Source organism: Paenibacillus sp. Root52 (assembly GCF_001426865.1).
Lineage (GTDB): Bacteria > Bacillota > Bacilli > Paenibacillales > Paenibacillaceae > Paenibacillus.
In genome coordinates this window covers 13,682-33,542 of the sequence record NZ_LMFO01000013.1, presented here as the reverse complement: position 1 = coordinate 33,542, position 19,861 = coordinate 13,682, and the positions used below count along the sequence as shown (strand labels likewise).

At 48.5% G+C, this 19,861-nt stretch carries 21 protein-coding genes, 1 tRNA gene and 1 pseudogene; all 23 read right to left on the bottom strand.

What is annotated here, in order from left to right; translation table 11 throughout:
* Positions 1–194 precede the first annotated feature (194 nt).
* Positions 195–713 (bottom strand): hypothetical protein, encoded by a 519-nt coding sequence (locus ASD24_RS14935; protein ID WP_056697065.1) that lies wholly within the window; start codon positions 711–713, stop codon positions 195–197.
* 78 nt (positions 714–791) lie between these two features.
* A complete protein-coding gene (locus tag ASD24_RS14930) occupies positions 792–1,544 on the bottom strand; it encodes a hypothetical protein (protein WP_056697063.1) in 753 nt (250 codons plus the stop codon).
* A gap of 11 nt (positions 1,545–1,555) precedes the next feature.
* Positions 1,556–2,959, bottom strand: a complete 1,404-nt coding sequence (locus ASD24_RS14925; RefSeq protein ID WP_056697062.1) for a hypothetical protein — start codon at positions 2,957–2,959, stop codon at positions 1,556–1,558.
* The gene (locus ASD24_RS14920; protein ID WP_056697060.1) at positions 2,956–3,513 is read right to left on the bottom strand and encodes a phage adaptor protein; all 558 of its coding nucleotides are present in this window, start codon (positions 3,511–3,513) and stop codon (positions 2,956–2,958) included. Before ASD24_RS14920 ends, ASD24_RS14925 begins: the two co-directional genes overlap by 4 nt.
* Positions 3,514–3,595: 82 nt before the next feature.
* On the bottom strand, positions 3,596–3,727 hold the full coding sequence (locus tag ASD24_RS31330; protein ID WP_268795334.1) for a hypothetical protein: 132 nt from the start codon (positions 3,725–3,727) through the stop codon (positions 3,596–3,598).
* Positions 3,728–3,782: 55 nt separating this feature from the next.
* Complete coding sequence (locus tag ASD24_RS14915; protein ID WP_056697058.1) at positions 3,783–4,280, bottom strand: hypothetical protein; 498 nt, start codon at positions 4,278–4,280, stop codon at positions 3,783–3,785.
* Between the two features lie 10 nt (positions 4,281–4,290).
* Entirely contained in the window at positions 4,291–7,086 is a 2,796-nt protein-coding gene (locus ASD24_RS14910; RefSeq protein WP_056697056.1) for a hypothetical protein, read from the bottom strand.
* A 3-nt stretch (positions 7,087–7,089) separates the two neighbouring features.
* Positions 7,090–7,671 (bottom strand): phage adaptor protein, encoded by a 582-nt coding sequence (locus ASD24_RS14905; RefSeq protein ID WP_056697055.1) that lies wholly within the window; start codon positions 7,669–7,671, stop codon positions 7,090–7,092.
* A gap of 12 nt (positions 7,672–7,683) precedes the next feature.
* The gene (locus tag ASD24_RS30330; protein ID WP_235540588.1) at positions 7,684–7,947 is read right to left on the bottom strand and encodes a head fiber protein; all 264 of its coding nucleotides are present in this window, start codon (positions 7,945–7,947) and stop codon (positions 7,684–7,686) included.
* A 234-nt stretch (positions 7,948–8,181) separates the two neighbouring features.
* Entirely contained in the window at positions 8,182–9,141 is a 960-nt protein-coding gene (locus tag ASD24_RS14895) for a Mu-like prophage major head subunit gpT family protein (protein ID WP_056697050.1), read from the bottom strand.
* Between the two features lie 28 nt (positions 9,142–9,169).
* Complete coding sequence (locus ASD24_RS14890; RefSeq protein ID WP_056697048.1) at positions 9,170–9,589, bottom strand: hypothetical protein; 420 nt, start codon at positions 9,587–9,589, stop codon at positions 9,170–9,172.
* A 14-nt stretch (positions 9,590–9,603) separates the two neighbouring features.
* Entirely contained in the window at positions 9,604–10,572 is a 969-nt protein-coding gene (locus tag ASD24_RS14885; protein WP_056697046.1) for a hypothetical protein, read from the bottom strand.
* Positions 10,573–10,630: 58 nt separating this feature from the next.
* Positions 10,631–12,706, bottom strand: a complete 2,076-nt coding sequence (locus ASD24_RS14880; protein ID WP_056697044.1) for a portal protein — start codon at positions 12,704–12,706, stop codon at positions 10,631–10,633.
* Positions 12,703–12,924: a hypothetical protein gene (locus ASD24_RS14875; RefSeq protein WP_056697043.1), complete on the bottom strand. Its 222-nt coding sequence runs from the start codon at positions 12,922–12,924 to the stop codon at positions 12,703–12,705. The genes ASD24_RS14880 and ASD24_RS14875 overlap by 4 nt, the downstream gene beginning before the upstream one ends.
* Positions 12,925–13,146: 222 nt before the next feature.
* A complete protein-coding gene (locus ASD24_RS14870) occupies positions 13,147–14,601 on the bottom strand; it encodes a terminase large subunit domain-containing protein (protein WP_056697040.1) in 1,455 nt (484 codons plus the stop codon).
* The gene (locus tag ASD24_RS14865) at positions 14,594–15,313 is read right to left on the bottom strand and encodes a terminase small subunit (RefSeq protein WP_056697039.1); all 720 of its coding nucleotides are present in this window, start codon (positions 15,311–15,313) and stop codon (positions 14,594–14,596) included. Before ASD24_RS14865 ends, ASD24_RS14870 begins: the two co-directional genes overlap by 8 nt.
* A gap of 58 nt (positions 15,314–15,371) precedes the next feature.
* Entirely contained in the window at positions 15,372–15,590 is a 219-nt protein-coding gene (locus ASD24_RS14860) for a hypothetical protein (protein ID WP_056697037.1), read from the bottom strand.
* A 193-nt stretch (positions 15,591–15,783) separates the two neighbouring features.
* A complete protein-coding gene (locus tag ASD24_RS14855; RefSeq protein ID WP_156395462.1) occupies positions 15,784–16,131 on the bottom strand; it encodes a hypothetical protein in 348 nt (115 codons plus the stop codon).
* A gap of 207 nt (positions 16,132–16,338) precedes the next feature.
* A tRNA-OTHER gene (locus ASD24_RS14850) sits at positions 16,339–16,424 on the bottom strand.
* A gap of 128 nt (positions 16,425–16,552) precedes the next feature.
* Positions 16,553–17,164 carry a hypothetical protein gene (locus tag ASD24_RS14845; RefSeq protein WP_056697031.1) on the bottom strand — a complete coding sequence of 204 codons (612 nt, stop codon included), beginning with the start codon at positions 17,162–17,164 and terminating at the stop codon, positions 16,553–16,555.
* 3 nt (positions 17,165–17,167) lie between these two features.
* Positions 17,168–18,016: a zinc-finger domain-containing protein gene (locus ASD24_RS14840; RefSeq protein WP_056697030.1), complete on the bottom strand. Its 849-nt coding sequence runs from the start codon at positions 18,014–18,016 to the stop codon at positions 17,168–17,170.
* Positions 18,017–19,391: pseudogene (locus ASD24_RS14835) on the bottom strand (DEAD/DEAH box helicase).
* A complete protein-coding gene (locus ASD24_RS14830) occupies positions 19,388–19,669 on the bottom strand; it encodes a VRR-NUC domain-containing protein (protein WP_056697025.1) in 282 nt (93 codons plus the stop codon). The pseudogene ASD24_RS14835 and the gene ASD24_RS14830 overlap by 4 nt, the downstream one beginning before the upstream one ends.
* Between the last annotated feature and the right edge of the window lie 192 nt (positions 19,670–19,861).

Genomic DNA, 19,861 nt, shown 5'->3' with positions numbered 1-19,861 from the left:
CTCCTCAGGAGCCCTCACGTCTTAATTTCTTCCTTTTATTCTCATCCCATTTTCGATAGATCAATGCCGATGCGCCTAATAACATTGTGATAGTAAATAATAGGATTGGATTAGCGGCAATGAACCCTCCAAATGCAAATAACAACCATAACAAAGGAAAACCTATAATATATTGAAGTGCTATTTTAATCTTTTTACCCATTAGTTAATACAGCCAGTTGGGATTCTAGATCAGTTAACAGAGCTTCTTGCTCAGCTAAGTTAGCTTTTCGCATTTCAAGGAAACTTTCTTCGCCTGTACTATCTTTTGAAGGATCGTTAATCACAGATTCACTTGCTGCAACAAGCTTTTTGGTATCTGCGATCCGTTGTTCTGCAACAGCGATCCGTTCCTTCAGTCTAGTTATTTGATCTTCCACGCTCTGCCCCTTTCCAGGCGTTGAGGCCGTTGGTGTGCTGGACGTGTTCGTATTCAAAATAATTTCCTTACCCTGCATACTTACATCGAATCCAGCCGCTTCCCCTATCGATCTAGTAGGTGAATAGCTTTTACCATCAACAATAATCGCCGTGTCTAACTCTTGACCATCAATCTTTACAACAGTCTGGCCTTGAATCTTCTTACCTACTAAAGATTGAATATCATCTGCGAAAGCCGAGGCAGATAGGACGAATAAGGCACCAGCTAGGAATCCAGCAACATACTTTTTCATGTCAATTCTCCCTTATACCATTTTCAACCAATATACCATAGCTTCCACAACAAGATATTCAAATTGATCCAAATTGTATCATCTATCCTCTAGGGCTTCGATACGGTCAAAAGCTTCTCTCAATTCATCCCCTAATGTTCGCCCTGGGGTATCTGCATAAATTTTATCCCAGTTTGTAAAGCTCATTTGATAGGCATCTACAAAAATGTTACCTCTTGCTTGTAAACCAAGAGACGAATCGCTCTCAAATATTGGATATCCCAGCAAATTATGAATTCTGCCTCTAGGAGTACCCGCCACTGTAAACCGTAAAGCTGGTGATCCCCCGTAATCAGGTTCTATAACAACGTGATTATTGGCATCACGAAAAGCCCCGAACACATTCCCCGTTGCGCTCATTTCACAACGCGGATATGCATTACGACGGGTCGCAATATAGGAACCGTAGATTTCAATCGACTCGATCAGACCTGCAACGATATGACCCAGGTTCGCACTGATCGCAGAGAGCTGGTTCACGGTGATCTTATCTGCAGTGACTGCACCAGCTTGAAGCTTCTCTGTGGAAATTGCCCCCGCCTGGATCTTCTCTGCAGAAACAGCATTCGCGCTTAGCTTGTCTGTGGTGATCGCTTCCGCTTTGATGTTACGAGCTTCGATACCATCCACTCGGATATTGTCAAAAGCAACATTGCCATTCAGGATAAACTCTAGATCCTTCGCCATTTTAGCTACCGTGTTGGCCAGATCCTTCACATACGCATTCATTACAGCTACGTCAGCAGTATTTGGTGGTGCATGCATACGTGGCGCATCGCCCCATTGTGTCATCCACAGACCTCCTAATATAACGGCAGCTGACGAATCTGCCGCGTAAATTCATGTATCCGTACATATCCAGATCCGGAGAACCGAACACGTACCCAGTTATTAAGTGTGAACTGACGTACTGGAATGATTACCCGTTGTACTTTTTGTCCAGGTGATCCGGAAATACTCTGCACAAGCGTCCAATCGGAATCGCCAGTTACCGAGGGAGACATGTGAATCTCCATACTCCCCGTCAGCTCAACAACAACCCACATCTTGTACCATCGCATCTTCTGAGCAAGAGACCCGCCGTTAAAGGGCTTGGTAGTTGCCGACCAAGGAATTGCACTGCCTGCGTCAGTAGTGCCCCCAATCAACAATACTCGTCCGGATGAATCCCCCACATAGAGCCGGTTATCCATTTGAGCAAATTGCACGGCACGAATCCCGTTCCACTCACACCAGGATTCCACTCCTGATCGAGGATCGTAAACCATCATCTGTTCGGGCTGAATGTTGAAGTACAGCTTTCGGCCATCTGTTCCAGCCACTGTATCGGGTCCAATGTTACTCAGGCGTTTGTCGATGATCTCGCTGAACCTTCGAGTCGGAAGTGTTCCACCCCCGTACTCATAGATACCCGTACGATGCATAAAGCGCATGAAACCCTCCTGAGTCAATGCACTCTTATTATTGGAGAGCCCCATATCCTCAGTAATCAGCCTGACATTGAAGTCCGCAGGAATGCCCCCATACAGCTCATGAAGACTACCAGGCATCCCAATGGTCAGTTTGCTAAGGCTACCCGACAGCATGTTGATATCCTCACCACGTGTAGATTCCATCTGTCTGCGGTAGCTATCCTGCTGGTTGCCAGCAAACTGATTCCAGTTTTGCGGTTGATCCAGTGCAGATGACCACAGCTCGTTCCCTACGGCACACCATAGCCGGTTCTGATACGTCGTGATGTATTTACCGTTCGAAGGTGCTCCGCTCAGCACAGACACCGTGGAGCCGTTGTATCGACGCATGGTATCCACACCATTACACCCAATGAGGTTAACCCCGCCTAAATTGCCGTCGAAGTTGGTAAACGTCCACTCGGCAGATGTGTTCAGACCACTGGCCAATGTAGCCCAGGAAGACCCATTCCATCGTCTCCACGTCCCATCGCTGAACACAACGTGCAGCTCACGTCCGCGCCAAACACCCATACCGAGTACACGAGAACCATTAGCTCCGATGACCGTGTATCCAGGACGCGTGGAAAGCGCTGGGTAGTCATTGTTTGTCATGTTCTTCATTTCAGTCAGGTACGAATCTTCAATGGAATACGGATCAAACGTGTTTAGGCCACGAAATTCCCGTAGCGGGATCGGTGGCATGATACCCTCTAGGGGCTGACTCTGAAAGGTTGGATACTGAATCAACTTCATTTAGAACCACCCGCTTGATAGTTTTGTGCCGCTGTATTCCACGCCGCTCGATACTCATTGGTGTAATGGGCTGCTTTAGCGGTATCGTCCTGGCTGTTGGCCAGCATCGATGCAAGCGCAGGGATGAATGTCCAGTGATATTCCTCTGGAGCATCTGGTACAGCAGTTAGCGTCGAAGATAGGAACGTTGTTGTGGCGATTCGCCGGTACCGAAGGAACCCTTTCAGATTGCTATAGGGTGCAGGGAACAAGGATAGCGTCTTAGTCGTATCATCAAAGGCATAGGCGTTCTGCGCTGGCGTTACCTCATCCCGATCTAAGCTCATGTACGGGAACATCCCGATCATGACCAAGTCGATATTCTTCTGTCGCACATCTGCAGGTAGCGTGTAATCCTCTCGCCCCGAACTACATTCGAACTTCGTTATCTTCGGGATTTTCACAACGTTGAAGAAATCCTGATTCAACGCATTCAACCAGATCACTTTATCTGCAACTGGAACATCATTCGGAACAAGCATGTTAGCCTCTGAAATAATGTCATTTATATTCACGGGATCAACTCCCCCTTATTTCGCATAGAAGCCCCCTGAAGATCAGAGGGCACAAAATAGCGCTCCATATTGGGAACGCCTACTAAACAATATTTCCGTTAGAGTCCATATCTCCAGCTTCCAAGGCTTCAGCCACTTTATCACGGCTGCCTGCTGGCACTTGCTCCAGCTTGATCAGCCCTTTGTGGATCATCATCACATAAACAACTAGCATCGTCTCACCTCCTTTCATGAGTGCTACAGCCCATCGGATCAGCAGCCTGGCAAGCTTAACCCTCATCTGGTGATACCACACCAAGCAACATCATATGCAGTTCCATGAGAGCCAATTGGTTTGCGTTACTCTCGGCTGCCAGTTGTTCGTTGCGTACTTCCGATGCTTCAAGCCGTTGTTTCAAAATGTCCAGCTCAGAAGGTTCCTCAGGCTGTGGCTTGGTCAACTCGTCAATTTCTTCCTGGCTAAGTCCTTCGCTCCATAGGTCAGGAAAAGTTTCCTGAGGTTCGTCCTGGTACGCCTTCCATGCCGCTATGTCAAATTGAGGGCGAAACAGACCCGCAGGCATTGACACGCCGACCAGATACCCAGCAATCCCCGGCTCCGCTTCTTCCTTGTCTTCATCTGGCGTTGGAACCTGCTCGCTCTGATCAGGATCAAATATCACAGGAATCGGATCGGCATAAAAAGGGACGACACCACTAAAGGCATCGTCCACTATCTCGTCCTCTAAATAGAGTCCATCAGTATTTACTTTAGGTACGGCTTTCATTTGATCCCCCCTATGCTTCTGCTAAAAATGAAATATCTGCAAGGCTTAACCACCCATTAGCTCCCGTAGCTATAACGACATCTCCGTTATTTTTCACATCAACCCTTCCATATGTCTGCGAAGTCCCATCGCTACATTGTACTAAGGTTATAAATGTTTTCGAAGGAATAAAACCTTTGGGAAGTTTAAACGCAATTCCCGAACTTCCCACTATTCCGCTCTTGATAAGCCCGTCAAAATAAACCCTCCCGGCGCTATCTTTATAATATCTGGCGTTCCCATAAGATCCAGTCCCATAATCCACCCACCCATTAAGCAACGTAGGCGTAATCCACATTTGCGAAGGAGCATCTTTCTCAGCCTTCTTACTCTCAAGAACCGATATTCTTGTTGTGTTCTCTTGCAACGTTTTGACAGTATCCAGCAAAAGAGCCTTTTCATTTTCGGCATACGTTCCTGTGATATCCACTGACGGATATTTGACCATCATCAGATATGTGACGCTGTAGGTTGCTGCTGGATCGTAAGATTCTTTCACTAAATTCGCTCTTGATAATCCGTAAGAATCCGAAACATTCCTGCCAATGCTCCAGGCATAATCTCTTTTACTGTTTTTGTAAATGGCAATAATGTCACTCGCCTTATTTTTTAGCAAGGAAGACGAAACCTGAGTAAAGTTAATCTCCCGGCGACCATTTAGATTGGGGTTCGTATTCTCAGGAGCAGGAGTATATTCACGGAGTACAATCCCCGTTCCTACCTCTACTTGGTTATCTCCATCTATAAACGTCAATTGCCCCTCAGACGTTATCGGCTCAACTACTGGTGTAGCAAGCTGGTACTGGAGTTGGTATGGTGTATAGTTTGGTGCGACAGTCGTTGGTAAAGTAGTCGTACCGCCTGCATAAGTAGCGCTAATCCCATCAGCACGGTAAGCCCATCGCTTATTCGCCGCCCCGCTCCCATTGTAAACGCCTTGCCCGCTTGAACTTACCGTTACATCGTACATTTTCCATCCCATGAAATACGCCTTGATCTCATCCGCTGTCGGTGTGTATGCGTCTCCCCATCCACTGTCTGTGTTATTTACTCCTATTAAGGCGTAATTACCGGAGTTATTGCTCACGGAATGCTGTTCAATGGTTTTACTCCAATCACTTCTAAATTCGATCACGGAACCATCGTATTTCGTAAGATAAGAAGTGTATTCTACTTGGTCATAAGGAGCCTTTGGAAAACCACGAACACGTACTCTCTTAAATCCAGCTGCCATATTACCAGGAATTGAAAGGTTGTAATCGTCAGTAGTTAATGCATCAACGCCGATTTTAAAAATTCTACTCCACTTCGACACCTTGAAATACTGTCCATCACTCTCAAATACCATATCCGGGTTAGCCCCGGTATCTGGATTTGCGTGTAACTCCGTTTGTAATGCAAGCATAGCATCTTCACGTGGTACAAACGGTTTGGCTACATTGCCAATCGTGAGCATTGGTTCTTTAGCGTTTAAATCGCCAGCATCTACCCTATAGATCGTTACTCTAATGGATTGGGCGTTACCTTCAGTTGTTACGATCCCATTGTTGAGATATCTTGTAAAGATAGACGTACCTACAGCGTCAAACGTCTCTACAGCAACGTGTGTCCCGATGATATCAACCGATAAGTAATAATCAGTATTAGGTAGACATGGTACATTAACATAACTGTAGCTTCCGCCTGTGTTTGTCGTGTTTACTGACAACTCATAGGAAGAGACGATTTTTGCATCCGTTCCGAGTTGACTCCACTCATAAAACGGCGGTAACAGGTTATCGCCATAACGAATGACATACGGGTTTAACACACCAAAGATACCAATTTGACTTTGATAGTTAAGTGCCGTCCGCCCCTGTAAGCCAGCAAGCCTAAACGCCGCATCCTGATTAGCATTGATGACACTAATGCCTGGCTGGAGTGTAATGTCTGTTCGGTCAGGGGTATCGAGACGATCACTCAACCCTGTCAGCTCTGCGGCCTGATTCTCAAGCTCCTGACTATGAGCCAATTGAAGAGACTTATCAGCAGCGCTCATTAACCCACCCTCAGTCGCAGTGGCCGAGGGAATGGGATCTGCTCCATATTCAGTATGCGTAGAACCGTGTGCACCTGGAGCAGCATTCCCCGTAGCTGTTATGGTCAATTCTTTTGTCACTGGATTTGTAGAAACTCTTATCCCAACACCCTCTACAAGAGTAATCATGTCGGACGGATCGTTGGCTGCAACACCATTGATCACTGCGAATGCGTTTTGGTTGACCTCTGCCCCCGTCTGGATCCCGTTCAGCTTTTGCTTATCTCCTGCAGACATAAGTCCCTTAGTCGAAGTGGTTGCTTCTGTTGTATCGGCTTTCCAGTTCCAAGCTACTTTCTCCGCATCTGTGACGAAACGATTGGAACTATCCTGCGCAATAATTGCAGGCGGATGCGTAATAGGATGAACGTATTTATTCGCCTCGGCTTCCACGTTATTTAATTTAGCTTTATCCTCTGCAGACATAAATCCAGAAACTGTAGGCGTAGCATTCGCATGTGTGTGAACACCTGGAGCCTTACTATTCCAATTGACCTTATCTGCAGGTGTAACGTGAATCGTGGTATTAGCAATATGAGCGCTGAAATCCACGTTTTGCTGATCTGTATACTCCTTCGACTCTTTCAGGGCTTTATCTGCCTTAGCCTGTGCGCCTTGAGGTGTCTCCCACTGAGGAGGTTGTCCACCGGCAATATCGGTACTGGTATCTCTCCAAGGGTATCTACTCATGCTTTACCACCTTTCTTCCACGACATATCGCTCTTGCCCGTTCGATGCCGTTTGATATTCCATATAAAGTTGAATGTACTTGTTGTTATATTCCTCTGACTCACTGCCATTCGTTATTTCCCGCAGCACCCCATACACCAGGAGCATGTCGTAATCTGGATCAAAGCCGGTATCCTTGTCCATGTCATCCAGTCTGAGCGGGTACAGAACAGGTGCATGGAACACCTTGATCCCATAGGCTACATCTGTATCAGGTGTGGGTACAATTCCGATCTGTCCTGCTTGGAAATAATGGTACGGCTTGATCGATGCATTATGGAACTGCCTTAGCGGCAGTCGGACATACACATCGTCACGCAACATGGTTACCTCGGTCACGGCACTCTGGGGGCATGGCAATGTGTATGCTGGCTGATCTTTAACCAGGTCAATCGCCGTGCAAACCGTTTCGGATTGCTGTTGAGCTGACCCCAGGTTACGCAACAGGCGATCCCGCACCTGAGTAATCTTGCGCAGGATCGATGCTGGTGAGAGTGTATGGGGCGACTTCTCAATGATCTCTTCTATTACGTCGCTCACCTTCATGCTTTAAGCCTCCTATGATGCGATAATGCCAGCAGCGCGAAGCTTGGCCAGTAATGAGTTAAAGTCCGCAACTAACCCAGCTATGGTGGTTGCCGTGCTATCCGCCTGTGCTGCAGCTTGCGATCCAGATCCACCGCCACCTAAATCAACAGGCGCACCGTCTTCATCTACAAAGACAACGTAATCAGCTTCCCGCTTTTCGGGTAGTCTTGGTGCTTCGGCTGCGGGAATTACCCTCTGATAGTTCGGCTGTCGGCTGTGATTGATTGGCATCATTAATCCCTCCAATTAGTTTTTCAATTAACCTGTTCATCTGCAGCTCCTGTCCACCTGACTTGATGCGGGATCGTCTGCTTCGAGCTGACTGTCTTCCACGAACACGACGAGTGACCTGGGATCGCTGCAACAATTGATTGGTACGTTGCTGCTCTGCATAAATGGCATTCAGCGCTTGTAGTTCATCCCGATACATGGTACACCTCCAAAATAGAAAAAGAGGAGCCGAAGCTCCTACTGAACGTTGTGGCCATAGATGAACGAGTAGTTGGTGAACCCGTAAGCCCAGCGGCCGATAGCTTTGAATTTGGATGCCTCAGTATCAAAATCTGTCAACGTGCCGTTCTCAATCTTACGTCTCCACTGCCAGATGTTGAACTGCTTCAGACGAGCTGAGTCAGCCGCAAACCAGTTCTTCCGTTTAGCTGCAGAAATGAACGGATTGACAATGACATTGATTGTGCCTTGATACATGTTCACGTCAAAGTGATTGCTGCCTGGCTCATACTTCGGAAGATCCGAGTCCGGCAAGCCCGCAATCTTAAATGCAGGACGGGCATTGTACGGGGAAACGATCAGAGTATCCGGAATCACCGCCATGACATCTCCTCGATCATCCACCCACTCCTGCATAGCCACAGCTGTATCGTCCCATGAATCGATATTCAGCGGGCTATCACCCAGGTTTGATTGCACGTCTGTGCTGTTCGTAGGGCTGTATGGATGATCGGCAGCAAACAACGCTTTGCCATCAGGTCCCGCATACTTATCGAGACGGCCACGCCAGTTTGGTCCCGTGGTATCAAAACCATTATTGAGGAACTCGACTGCCTGTAGCTGTTGAGTCTTATAAACTGAACCCGACAAAGATTTAATTCGTCTTGCGATCTCGGACAGCTTCAGATCGTCAATAAAGTCACGATCAATAATACGGCCATCACTAAATTTACGGTTCTTCAGGATCTTCTCCCAAAGCGCATCGACATCCTCATACTTCACCTGGTTGTTCGAATGCCCCCATTCTTCCATGGTTCCCTCGCTGCCGATCCCCGCATAAGACTCCATCTCCTTGCTGGAGGTGGTCACATTGTATAGCAACGGAATAAAGTCCTTCTTATTCGCCATTTCCATCTTGTATAACTCTTTGTAAATCGGCTCCAATACTTTCGGATCCCATTTCAATGCCGTTTGCATAGTATAATCCCCTCTCTAATCTTTCTAATTAGGACAGTTGGCGGTTCTTGACTTTGAACCGAGCTGTCTTTTTATTGGTGTTAATTTCAAATACTGCTAGAGATCCACCCGTCACTGTAGCAGCATTGGCAGAAAGCCCATCAGCAGCTAATGCAATAGCACTGGCTCCCGTAACGAAACCTGCTGCAGCAGTACCTGAGTAGGGCGCCTCGTACCAATCCCCTTCACGAGCCAGGATGAACTCTGTCTGCTGATCGGTACCAGACTTAACGTTAGAGGTGAGGAATCCCGCAATAGGATCCGTTGCCCCAGCCTTAGTCACCCGACCAGCAACAATCTTGATGGCTTCACCAGCAAGACCCGCTTCATTGTTCGTCATCAACTGTGACGTGATCCGCGTTGGATCCTTACCATAATCGTTGTAAATGTATTTAAATCCTTGTGGCATCGTGTACAGCCTCCTTATTTTTCAAAGTTTTTCGCATACTTCTCTGCACCTGCAGGGTCTAAGCCAAATGCGGCGAACGCAGCACGTAGCTCCTGAGGCGCCTGCGGATCCAAACTTCCTGGTGGATTGGTCTCCACCTGTGACCGCTTATTCAGGCGTTGATTCTTGATGAACGACTGTTCAGCCTGCTTCCGGGTCTGGGCAGAAAGCTTATCGCGGTGAACCAGCTCATACGCATCGATAGGGTCATACCCCCGCTGAATGCGTGACTGCATGTCCTGTGTAAGCCAAGGGGCAGACGTGCCATCCTCAGACACCTCATTGGCCAGGTCGGGATACTTACGGAAGAATGATTCCCAGGCCTCGACTTGCTGTTGTTGTTCAGTCTGCTGACTGCGCTGGGTTTGTGCCTGCTCTGACTGCTGAATCAGCTCCTGAGCTTGTTGAAGAAGGGGATGCTGCTTCAGATACTGATCCAGTACACCCGGATCGATCCCCGCATTCACGGCCTCATCACGCAGATTCTGCTGCAGACCGTCAAAGTCATCCTTCCGCTTTTGAACGGCCGCTTGCTCGATCTGATCCAGGTTGTCCAAGAGCTCCGCATGATCCTTATAGCCCTGCTGCTGTGCAAGGCGATCCAGGGCAGATTCGTATTGCTGATTACGCCCCTTGATCTTGTCGTAGTTCATGCCTTTCTCTACATAGCCCCGAACCTCCTCATCCGGTACTAGCGTTTCCTGACCGTTGTACTTCACTTGAAGCCCTTTGATGTCTGCAGGTTTAGCCGGATCTATGGCAGGATCCTCATCTCCTGAATCGATATCTGGGTCTTCGTCCAGATCCTCGTCCTTATCTCCGGGCTCATCTGTACCTGGGTAATCAATACCGAAAGCCTCGTAGTACGCTTGGATCTCTTCCTCACTGTGACGCTCTTGCTCTTGTCCCTCTTCGCTTTGGCTGGCGCTTGAGTTGATATTCATAACTAACTTCCTCCTAATCCGCTATGGCTGGCGGCAGAATAAATAGGCCAAAGGATTCTCACCCTTGGCCTGTTGGTTGCGACTGCATGAGCTGGCTTGCTACTTTCGCCGCATCCAAATTCATCTTCTGTTGCTTCATACCCTGCTCAAACTCACGATCACGTTCTTCACGCTGCGCCTGCTCTCCAGTAACTTGCTGGAGTGACTGCTGCATGGTTTGGTTCTCCTGACTGAGTTGCTGCACCTGAGCTTGTGCCTCCTGTGCCTGCTGCTGAGCTTGTTGCAGTTGTTGCTGCATCCCTGACGCCTCTTCAATACGGCGCTTAATGACATCCATCGGTTCCATACGTCCTGTTTGAATGACAAAACGAACAGCCTCCGCGTCCACCATCGGAAGCTGAGTCACGGGATCCCGCAAATTCATCAAGTTGAATACGAGCTGGAGCCAGTACTCTCTATCCTGAGGCTTGTCCACGCTTATGTTTACCAAGATGTCAAACTCAGGCACAAACTCCTCATCCACCGGAAACGCCTCTGGTTGCTCTTCTCCCGTCTCCGGATCAATCAGAGTCTTACCTGTCTCATACTGCGTTGGAACGCGAGAAATGACGGCATTCCGGCTGATAGAGACGTTACGACCAGTGACTCGTGCAATCCGTTCTGTCGTGTAGAACTGAGCAATCAGCTCCACATACTGAGCGAATACCTCCTCCAACGCTTCCTGAATCATGTCGGATGCGGTGTTGAGACGGGTACCAGCAGCAGCCATAAGAGCCTTAGCCTGTTCCCCACTCGTCACCTTGCTGCTGGCCTGACCATTAGAGCTATCAAACTGGCCAGGGATCTTCTGCAGCATCTCGTCATAGTAATTCAAGCCGTTGAACACCGTTGCCGGCACGTTCACACCCTGCAGCTCCTTCACATCATTCAAGCGACCCGGAGCTACGGGAAGCATGGCACCAGGCTGTCCACGTTGTTCCTGCCATGTACGGGGCTTCGTGATAGCTCCCTCTTCATAGGCAATAGCTGCACCGCCCATCTTGGCAGACGTCTCAATGCCGATCTCCGCATACTTGTTCTTCATGATCTGCGGCTTGATCATGTCACGAGCAAAGCCCTTGCCCCACACTGAGCCCTCTTCGGGGTATAGCGTCCGAGCAACAAAGGGATACTGCCCATGATCGTACATGTATGACCTATGCTCTAGCATGACGCCTGATGTAGAGACATAGATACAATGCACACCATCCATATCCCCCTTAGCCTTGGCCAACAGCTCCGATGGATCGTTACCAAGGGAGAGAGCTTCCTCAGCTAAGTCGTTGAACAGCTTCTTATCCTCCGGCGTCATGATCTTAGGTAATCCACGGTACCAGTACTCAATCAATCCAGAAGTCTTGTCTGTTCGATGATTCTGGCTTTCCGTAGTATCGTCCCACAGGTCGATATCCGATGAGCCGTTATCAGGCTGCACCTTCTCCCCCTGCTTCTTCCACCACCTGCGGAAGTATTCCAGCGGTTGCCGGGAATGAATGATGATCGCAGACATTTCCTGCAGGAAAATGAAATCATCGATGCGAGGATCTGGAAAGAAGGTAGCCAGGTTTACCGGAAGAATGTCATTACGGCCAGTGTACTTGTTCGATCCCCGGCCACCTTCCACCGTGGGGTCAAAGATGGTCTTATAGATCAAGGGGCCATGAATAACCATCCGGCGCACAGCTCTCATATGCTTGTGCTTGAACTTGATCTTGCGCAGCTCATACGGCATGAAGTCGTTCAGATCCCGTGCCTTCTCTTCGTCTCCAGGCTCAGGAGCGCTAAAGTCAGGGTATGGCATCCACCCCGCCAGTTTACCGACAATCGACTCCAGCTGAGAGAACACGATGTTATCCACGGAATCAGGTCTACGCTTAGATGTCGCCTCGGATCGTAGCCCGTGCCAGTGATCTCCCATGTAGAACCGCTGCTCCTTACGCCAATGCTCTTCCACCGGTTGTCTAGCAGCCTTGAATGCCTGGTAGTCCTCATTCACAACATCCCAGATGCGCTGCTGTTCTGGTGTATTGGGATTCGTGGAGTCTGTAGAATCCTCTCCTGTGAAGATCCCTTTCACCTTGTCGAGTATACTCATTCGTCATCACCCTCTATCGGCTCGTCATACCAGCTCATTCGCTTTGGTGGCTTGTCGTCTGGAGGTCGTCCAGGCTGAATACGTGTGGACAGGTACTCGCTGTGATTCCGTGCAACTAAGCGATTGGTCAGATCCTTGATAGCCTTATCCTGCTCTCGCAACTGCACCACCAGGAAACCAACGACCACGACATTAATAATGGCGAATACAATTTCCATTTTTCATCCTCCTATCTGCATAATCACTGTATAAAATATCTACTGGAACGAATTGTAAAAACCCTCAACCGCGCGGGTTAAGGGCATGTTGCATATATGATGCATAAACGTTTTGGATTGAATACACCCTTAGCCCTTATGTAGCAAGGGTTTGAGGATTCAGACTTTTGCACAAAAGCCCGGATTTTGAACACAAGTCCTGCATAAATATTGCATACAGAATTACCAGAAACCTTCAACCTCTGGCAGATCGTCGTCCTCATCGTCATCGAAGTCTGCCCGTCGATCTGGCAGCGACTCCGGATTGGCTCCCCAAGGCGTCTCCCCTTTGGCTGCTGTCGGTTGACTCATCACCCAATAGCGTAGCGCATCCGGGATATGATCCAGTGTATGAGAAGCTACGTCCTCCACCTTACGCGGATCGTACATCATAGCCGGGATCGCTTCAATGGCCTTTACGCACGTACTAAATATCTTGAGTTTGGCTGACTTGTAGAAGTTGCCGTTCACCCAGTCCACTTCATCCGTAACGTGCAGCCACTCACGCAGTCGCTTCCAGCCATTGACGCGTTCCTTCTTCGCCTGGATCAGTGGGACATCTTTCTGCGCGAAGATCTCGGCAGGCGTGATGTTCTCCGTCTTGGATTTGTTCCAGAACGAAGTATCAGCCACGTTGTATTCATACCGCTCTCTTACTGGGCTGTTCAACCTGGTGATCTCCACCTGCTCACTGGTTAAGAGCTTAGTCTGAGCCAGCTCCCGATACAGATAGCCGGTACCATCAGGCGCTAGAGCAATCCACAAACATACGAACGGATCCGTATAACCTTCATCCAGTGCCCGGTACTTCTTCCAGTCACGGGGGATCTCGAACGGATCCACAACATGAACAGCTCTGCTGAACTCACTGAAATACTGACCCGCGAATACATCCCAATCCCCTTCAAGCAGTTGCTTCCGCTCGATGTCGGGCAATGCAAGCAAACGCGCCAAATAGCCCGGATCCGATTGGACAAGGGCTTGGTTATCGTGAACGTTTGCGGGAATAAAGATACGGCTACGTATGATGGGCTGGCCTGCATTAGGTGTCCCTTCTGGCCAAAACAGCGTATTGCCTTCGTCGTCGGTCTCGGTAATGTGATGCACTGTCTCAGCTGTACCAGGTGATACGAACCGCTTCTTGACCCAGGTATGGCCTACACCGCCTGGGTTCGTCGTACTCTTAACGGATCGGGGGAACGGCTTACTGCCCCGCAAACGAGAAAGCATGTACAGATACCATCTTTCCTCGAACTGCGTTAACTCCTCCCACCGAATGACGTCGTACTCTGCACCCTGGTAGTTCGTGTAGTTAGCGTCATTGTCCCAGTACGCAAGCTCGATAACTGAGCCGTTGACAAACGTCCATTCATACTTGGATTGGTTGTACTTACCCAGCTCCTTCGGAAACACCTGCAACGTCCTGGCAATGATGGAACGCTTGAGATCCGGGAAGGTTCGACGGAATATGATCTGGCGGCTGCCTGAATACTGCATGGCATATTTCAGTGCATCCCAGATCGTTGCCTCAGACTTACCGCCGCCTGCAGCCCCACCGTATAGGATCTCGTCGGCCTCAGTCTGGTGGTAGACCTGCTGCCTCGGCTGCGGCTTGTAGGGTATAACGACCTTAGTCATCTTTGGTCATCCCCTTATCAAAGATTACTTGCAGAGCCCCGCCGTCCTGGCCAGTCAGCTCCACCTTTTCCTTGAACATGCCCAAGTGCCGAGCCACGTTCTCCAGCGCCTTCGCCTGATCATGCATCACAATTTCAAGCCCTGCCTTCGTCTGCTTAATACCGGAGTACAGCAGCTTAGCCCCGCCTTGGAGCTTACGGGTATCCTCGATATGCAGATCCGGACGTCCTTCACCTCGGCACTTCGGGCAATCAGGATGTGGATCTGCCAGACGATCAAAGCCATAACCTCCTGCCTCGCTCGGCAAGATATCCTCCACCGGTCTATCCAACTCCTCGGCCTTAGCCTCCGCATCGTTGATGGCATCTTCTAGCGCCTGGGCATATTCTTCTGCATCAACCCACTGATACTGGTGATTGATACCGTGGCAGTGCCGGCAAGCCAAGCGTCTCAGGTGGATCAGTTCGTTCGGATCCGCCGTAGCCAAGTCCCACCAGCGCCGAAGCACCATATCGGCTGTAACCTCGACCTTGGCTGCCCTCTTATCCATAGCTTTCTGAATCGCTGCCTGAACCTTAACATTACTTAACAATCTACTAGCCTGCTGTTCAGCCGTTTTAGGGCTATATCCTGCTCTGATTGCTGCCTGCGTGGCATTGAGGTCAATCAGGTATTCATCTACAAAGCGTTGTTGCTTGGCCGTCAATGCCATCGCGATCAGCTCCTTTATGTACTGTAAAAGAAAAAGCACCCCGAAGGATGCTTCTAATTTATCTCCTTAAATGCGGCGGCATTAGCTCTTCCACATTCACTGTAGGTTTGTACACCACTTTTGGAAATACGCCGTACACATGTCCGCATTGATTACAGAAAACTATCTCAAACCATGCATCTCCATTTTTGCTCTTTTCCGTACTTTCTACAGAGATAATTTGTTCAATTCCCTCGGTTTTGCATTCAGGACATTTTGGTTGTGCATGATTAGCCATAGATTACACCTCCTCTCTACTGCACACTTCGACGTATAGGAAGAATTTCCCTCTTTTGGTGTCGAAAGAACTAGGACAAAAGGAGGTGAGGTATTTGCTAGAACGCTTGTATGATGCCCTTGGAAATCACTGCCGTTGAATTGCATATAAAAAAAGCACCCTGGAGGATGCTCTTTACCTGCTACTAAGTAAATTATGGAGTTATTCTTACATGTACTTCTTCGAGTTCATTCCCATTAGCGTCTACTACATTAATAATACCGTGATCTTCCCAGTCCTGTACTTGGAAATTCCAATTATATGCTGTAACTAGTCCATTACCACTGACCCCGAAAGAATCCTTCGCGTATCCGGATTTATAATATGTATAATTACGCCCAGAACCTAATTGGTAAGTTTGCCCAACTTTTAATGTAATAGTGTACTTAAGAACTTTAGACGCGGTTGTGTTTACTTTTAAGTCTGCGGCACTTGCTCCTGCTATCCCTGAACTTAGTGCGAGAAGTAATGCTGCTGATGTAGCTAAAATTAATTTTTTCAAAATTTTAACCCTCACTCTCATTTTTTTTATCTTACTTCATTTATTCTATTAGCAACTTAAGAAAATTACAATATTTTTCTTCTAAAACATAAAATACCCTTAAATTTATTTTTATTGAATTAGTAGAATAACCATCCAAACTATTTGGCTTGATATAAAAATGACCGCCTCCGAAGAAGCGGTAAGCATGTTGCAAGGTTATGTTAATGCCGACATCAGGACTTGAACCTGAAACATTCTGCTCTCTGTTTGAAAGGGTACCCGCAGCGCTCTACCTATTGAGCTATATCGGCTAAGAAAAATCGCGTCACATGCAGGCAATGCCGTACATCAACGCGACTTTTTATAAATTGTCCACGATATCATTTTAACACGGGAATTTAGGCTGTGAGTCCCGACTTAGTCTCTATTTAGTCCCGGATTATTTTGCCAGTTTCAGATACATCCGCATAGCTTTCTCACGTCTTCGGTAAAACTCAGCTTTAGATACACGGGATTTCGCCGTTATCTCTTGCCAGTTCTTCTTCTCAACGAACGCTTGTTTCAGAATCTCGGCATAATCCGGTTTATAGTCCTCCAGCAGCTGCATCACCTGGTCAACCCGTTCAACCTCAGCCTGCAGATCCTGAAGCTCAGCCAGACGTTCAAGCACATCATCCAAGTCACTCTTGACTCCGCTTCGTGCATCGATCACTGCACTGATCTTATTTCGCAACTGTTGCAGCAAGGGATCGTCCTCTTCATAGAGTCCAATGTCGGGTACCGCTGCAAGTTGTGCCTTTACTCCTGCAGGATACCGATCCAGGTACGTATGCGCCACCGTCTCCAGCTGCTGCTCTTTACGGGATAGATACATGTAGCTTGGTCGTCCCCGTAAACGACGGTGAAGCTGCTGCAGCTCATCCTCCTCAGATAAGCGGCTAATGGTAATTCCTCCGCCGACCTTATAAGTCCCCAGTGCTTGGAGTCGTGCCTGCATCGCCTTGTACTCGGTCAGTTGCTCGATAACCTGTTGTTCTCTCGCGCTGGCCATAGGCTACTCCCCCGATGCTGACAGCCGATTCAGGATCCACCGTGCACGAGTCAGATCCTGAATCGCAGAATCCAAACGGTGCACCTCAGTGTTCGGTACCGCATTGATAGGCTCCCGTTGGCTCAGCTGCTCTTCCAGATCAGCATTCTGCACGGTAAGCCGGTTCACCTCGTCAACTAGATTGTCGCAATCTTCGCGTAAAGAGTTAATCGTTGCCAGATGTTCTGATATTTTAGCTGTTTGATCCTGGCTCAGTTTATATCCGCTCTCAAACATTCTCTTATACTCGATCCGATCTTGCTCAACCTCTTTTAACAGTGCCGATAAGCGATCGTTATCCTTGCACACCTCAACGCGATATTCTTCCAGCTTCGTAACCTCTGACGTCAGTCGCTCGATCTCCTTCTCTGCTTTAAGCAATAGCTCTTCACTAGGTGGTCCTGGTGGGGAAACGTCCTTTTCTCGCAGAAGTTTCTCTTGTTTAGGCTTCCTCGCATCTGCCCATTTACTGATATGGTTATATACGGTCACCTCAGTAACGCCCTGTTCTTTGGCGATCTGTGCAACAGACTTCCCCGAAGCACGTTCGGCATTGAACTGCTCTTCCGTCATCTTGAATTTTGTCATAGGCTTATCCTCCTGTTTAGTTCGATTCGATTGGGTAACGTTGTTCAACGCTTGGCCGAGTTTTCCAAGCTCAATGCCGATCGGACAAACTACACTACAGTGCGTTGTGATAAACGATGTGTTACCCCCATGTTCCCGGTTGTACTCTGTTTTGGTCTTGCATCCTTTGCAATGGTTATCCAGTAAATCGCTGATTTGATTAACGGTGTTGATGCGTGAACTCATCTATTTCACCCTTTCGATCCGGGCTTTCACGGCGTCCATTAAAGCATCTTGTCCAGTCGCTTTGCGCTCCAGTGCCGCCACGGCATCCTCATCCATGGTTCCCTCAGCAACCAATCGAATCACGACAATATTATGCTTGACCCCCTGTCGGTGAACCCTGGCATTCGCCTGCTGATCTTCTTCTAGGCTCCAGATCTGGTCGAACCAGGTAACCGTTCTGCAGCTGGAGTCCTGCAAGTTTAAACCGTGGCCAGCTGACTTGGGATGAAGCAGGAGAAGCGGCGTCTCATCGTTGTTCCAGGCGCGAATATCCTCGTTGCCATCTTTGCCTTTTCGCAGGATCTTGGCTTGCGGGAATCTCTCTTGGATCCGGCTAAGGCTGTGCTGGTAGTTATAAAACACCATAACCGGCTTGCCGTTTGCTGCCTCGATCACATCCTCTAAGGCATCAAGCTTAGCCTCATGGATCTCTTTAACTCCGCGATCCTCGTCATAGACCGCCCCGCTTGCCATCTGCAGAAGCTTATTACTAAGCACGGCAGCGGTCTGCGCTACAACATCCGCATCTGCATACTCGATCAACAGCTCCATCTCCAGCTTCTTGTAAAGTTCAGCGGCTTTTCCAGTGAGACGAACGGTCACGGTTCGATCAATGCGTTCAGGCAGCTCCAGCCAGTCTTCCGCTTTCATGCTGACGGCAATATCACTAATCGCCTCATAGATCCGATCCTCGGATTCCTTTTTCTGCTTCCAGTTGTACACGATATGTCCACTACGTTCACCAGGAACAAAGTACCGATCACGGTAAGCTGTTACGGTCTTGCCAAGTCGATCTCCCTGATCCAGCAAATAAACAGGAGCCCACAGATCCATAAGACTGTTCGGGGCAGGTGTACCCGTCAAGCCGATCAGTCGCTTGACCATAGGCCGGATCCGGCGAAGCGCCTTGAACCGCTTAGACTGGTGATTCTTAAAGCTGGAAAGCTCATCGATCACAACGGTATCAAACGGCCACTTGCTGCCATACTCACCAACCAACCATTCCACATTCTCGCGGTTAATGACCCAGATATCAGCATCAGCCTTCAAAGCCTTTCGGCGCTGATCTACGGTACCCAGCACCTTACTGATCCGCAGGTGCTGCAGGTGATCCCATTTGTAAATCTCACGTGCCCAGGTATCATCAGCTACACGAAGCGGTGCAATAACCAGTACGCGGTCAGCCTCAAAATAATCGTTCTGTAGCTGATCAATGGCCGTCAGGGTAGATACTGTTTTGCTAACCTAAGCCCATCTCCAGAAACAGGCCAACGAAAGGCGTGTCCAGAATCCGCTGCGTTGCATAGGCTTGATACTGGTGGGGAATGAACTTCATTTCGGCATCACCTCCTGAATGAACCGCTCGATGTCGGCTTCGCTGTCAATTTTGTAATGCACATGTCCCAGGGCTAACAGATCCTTTCGCCATTTCCGTTGTAAAGGCTCAAGGGGCTTACCTGGTGCTTTCAATTCCACGTACACGGTTTGTCCACCCGGCAAGATGGCCAAACGATCAGGCACCCCTCGATTACCAGGGCTAACCCACTTCGGCATCTTCCCTCCGATCCGCTCCACAGCAATCCGTGTCTTACGTTCCAGTTGTGATTCTCGCATAGAACCTCCCAAATTCTGGTGATCAGTTGTAACACCCTACACACGTATGCGTACAGAATGTGTGTTTAACCTATATCCCGTATCCCTATATATAGGTTAATTATTCTTTTTAATATTATTGATATATTTACTGTGATTACTGATACACACAATGAAATCCCTTATCAGTCATGGGTTTTTGGTGTATCAGTA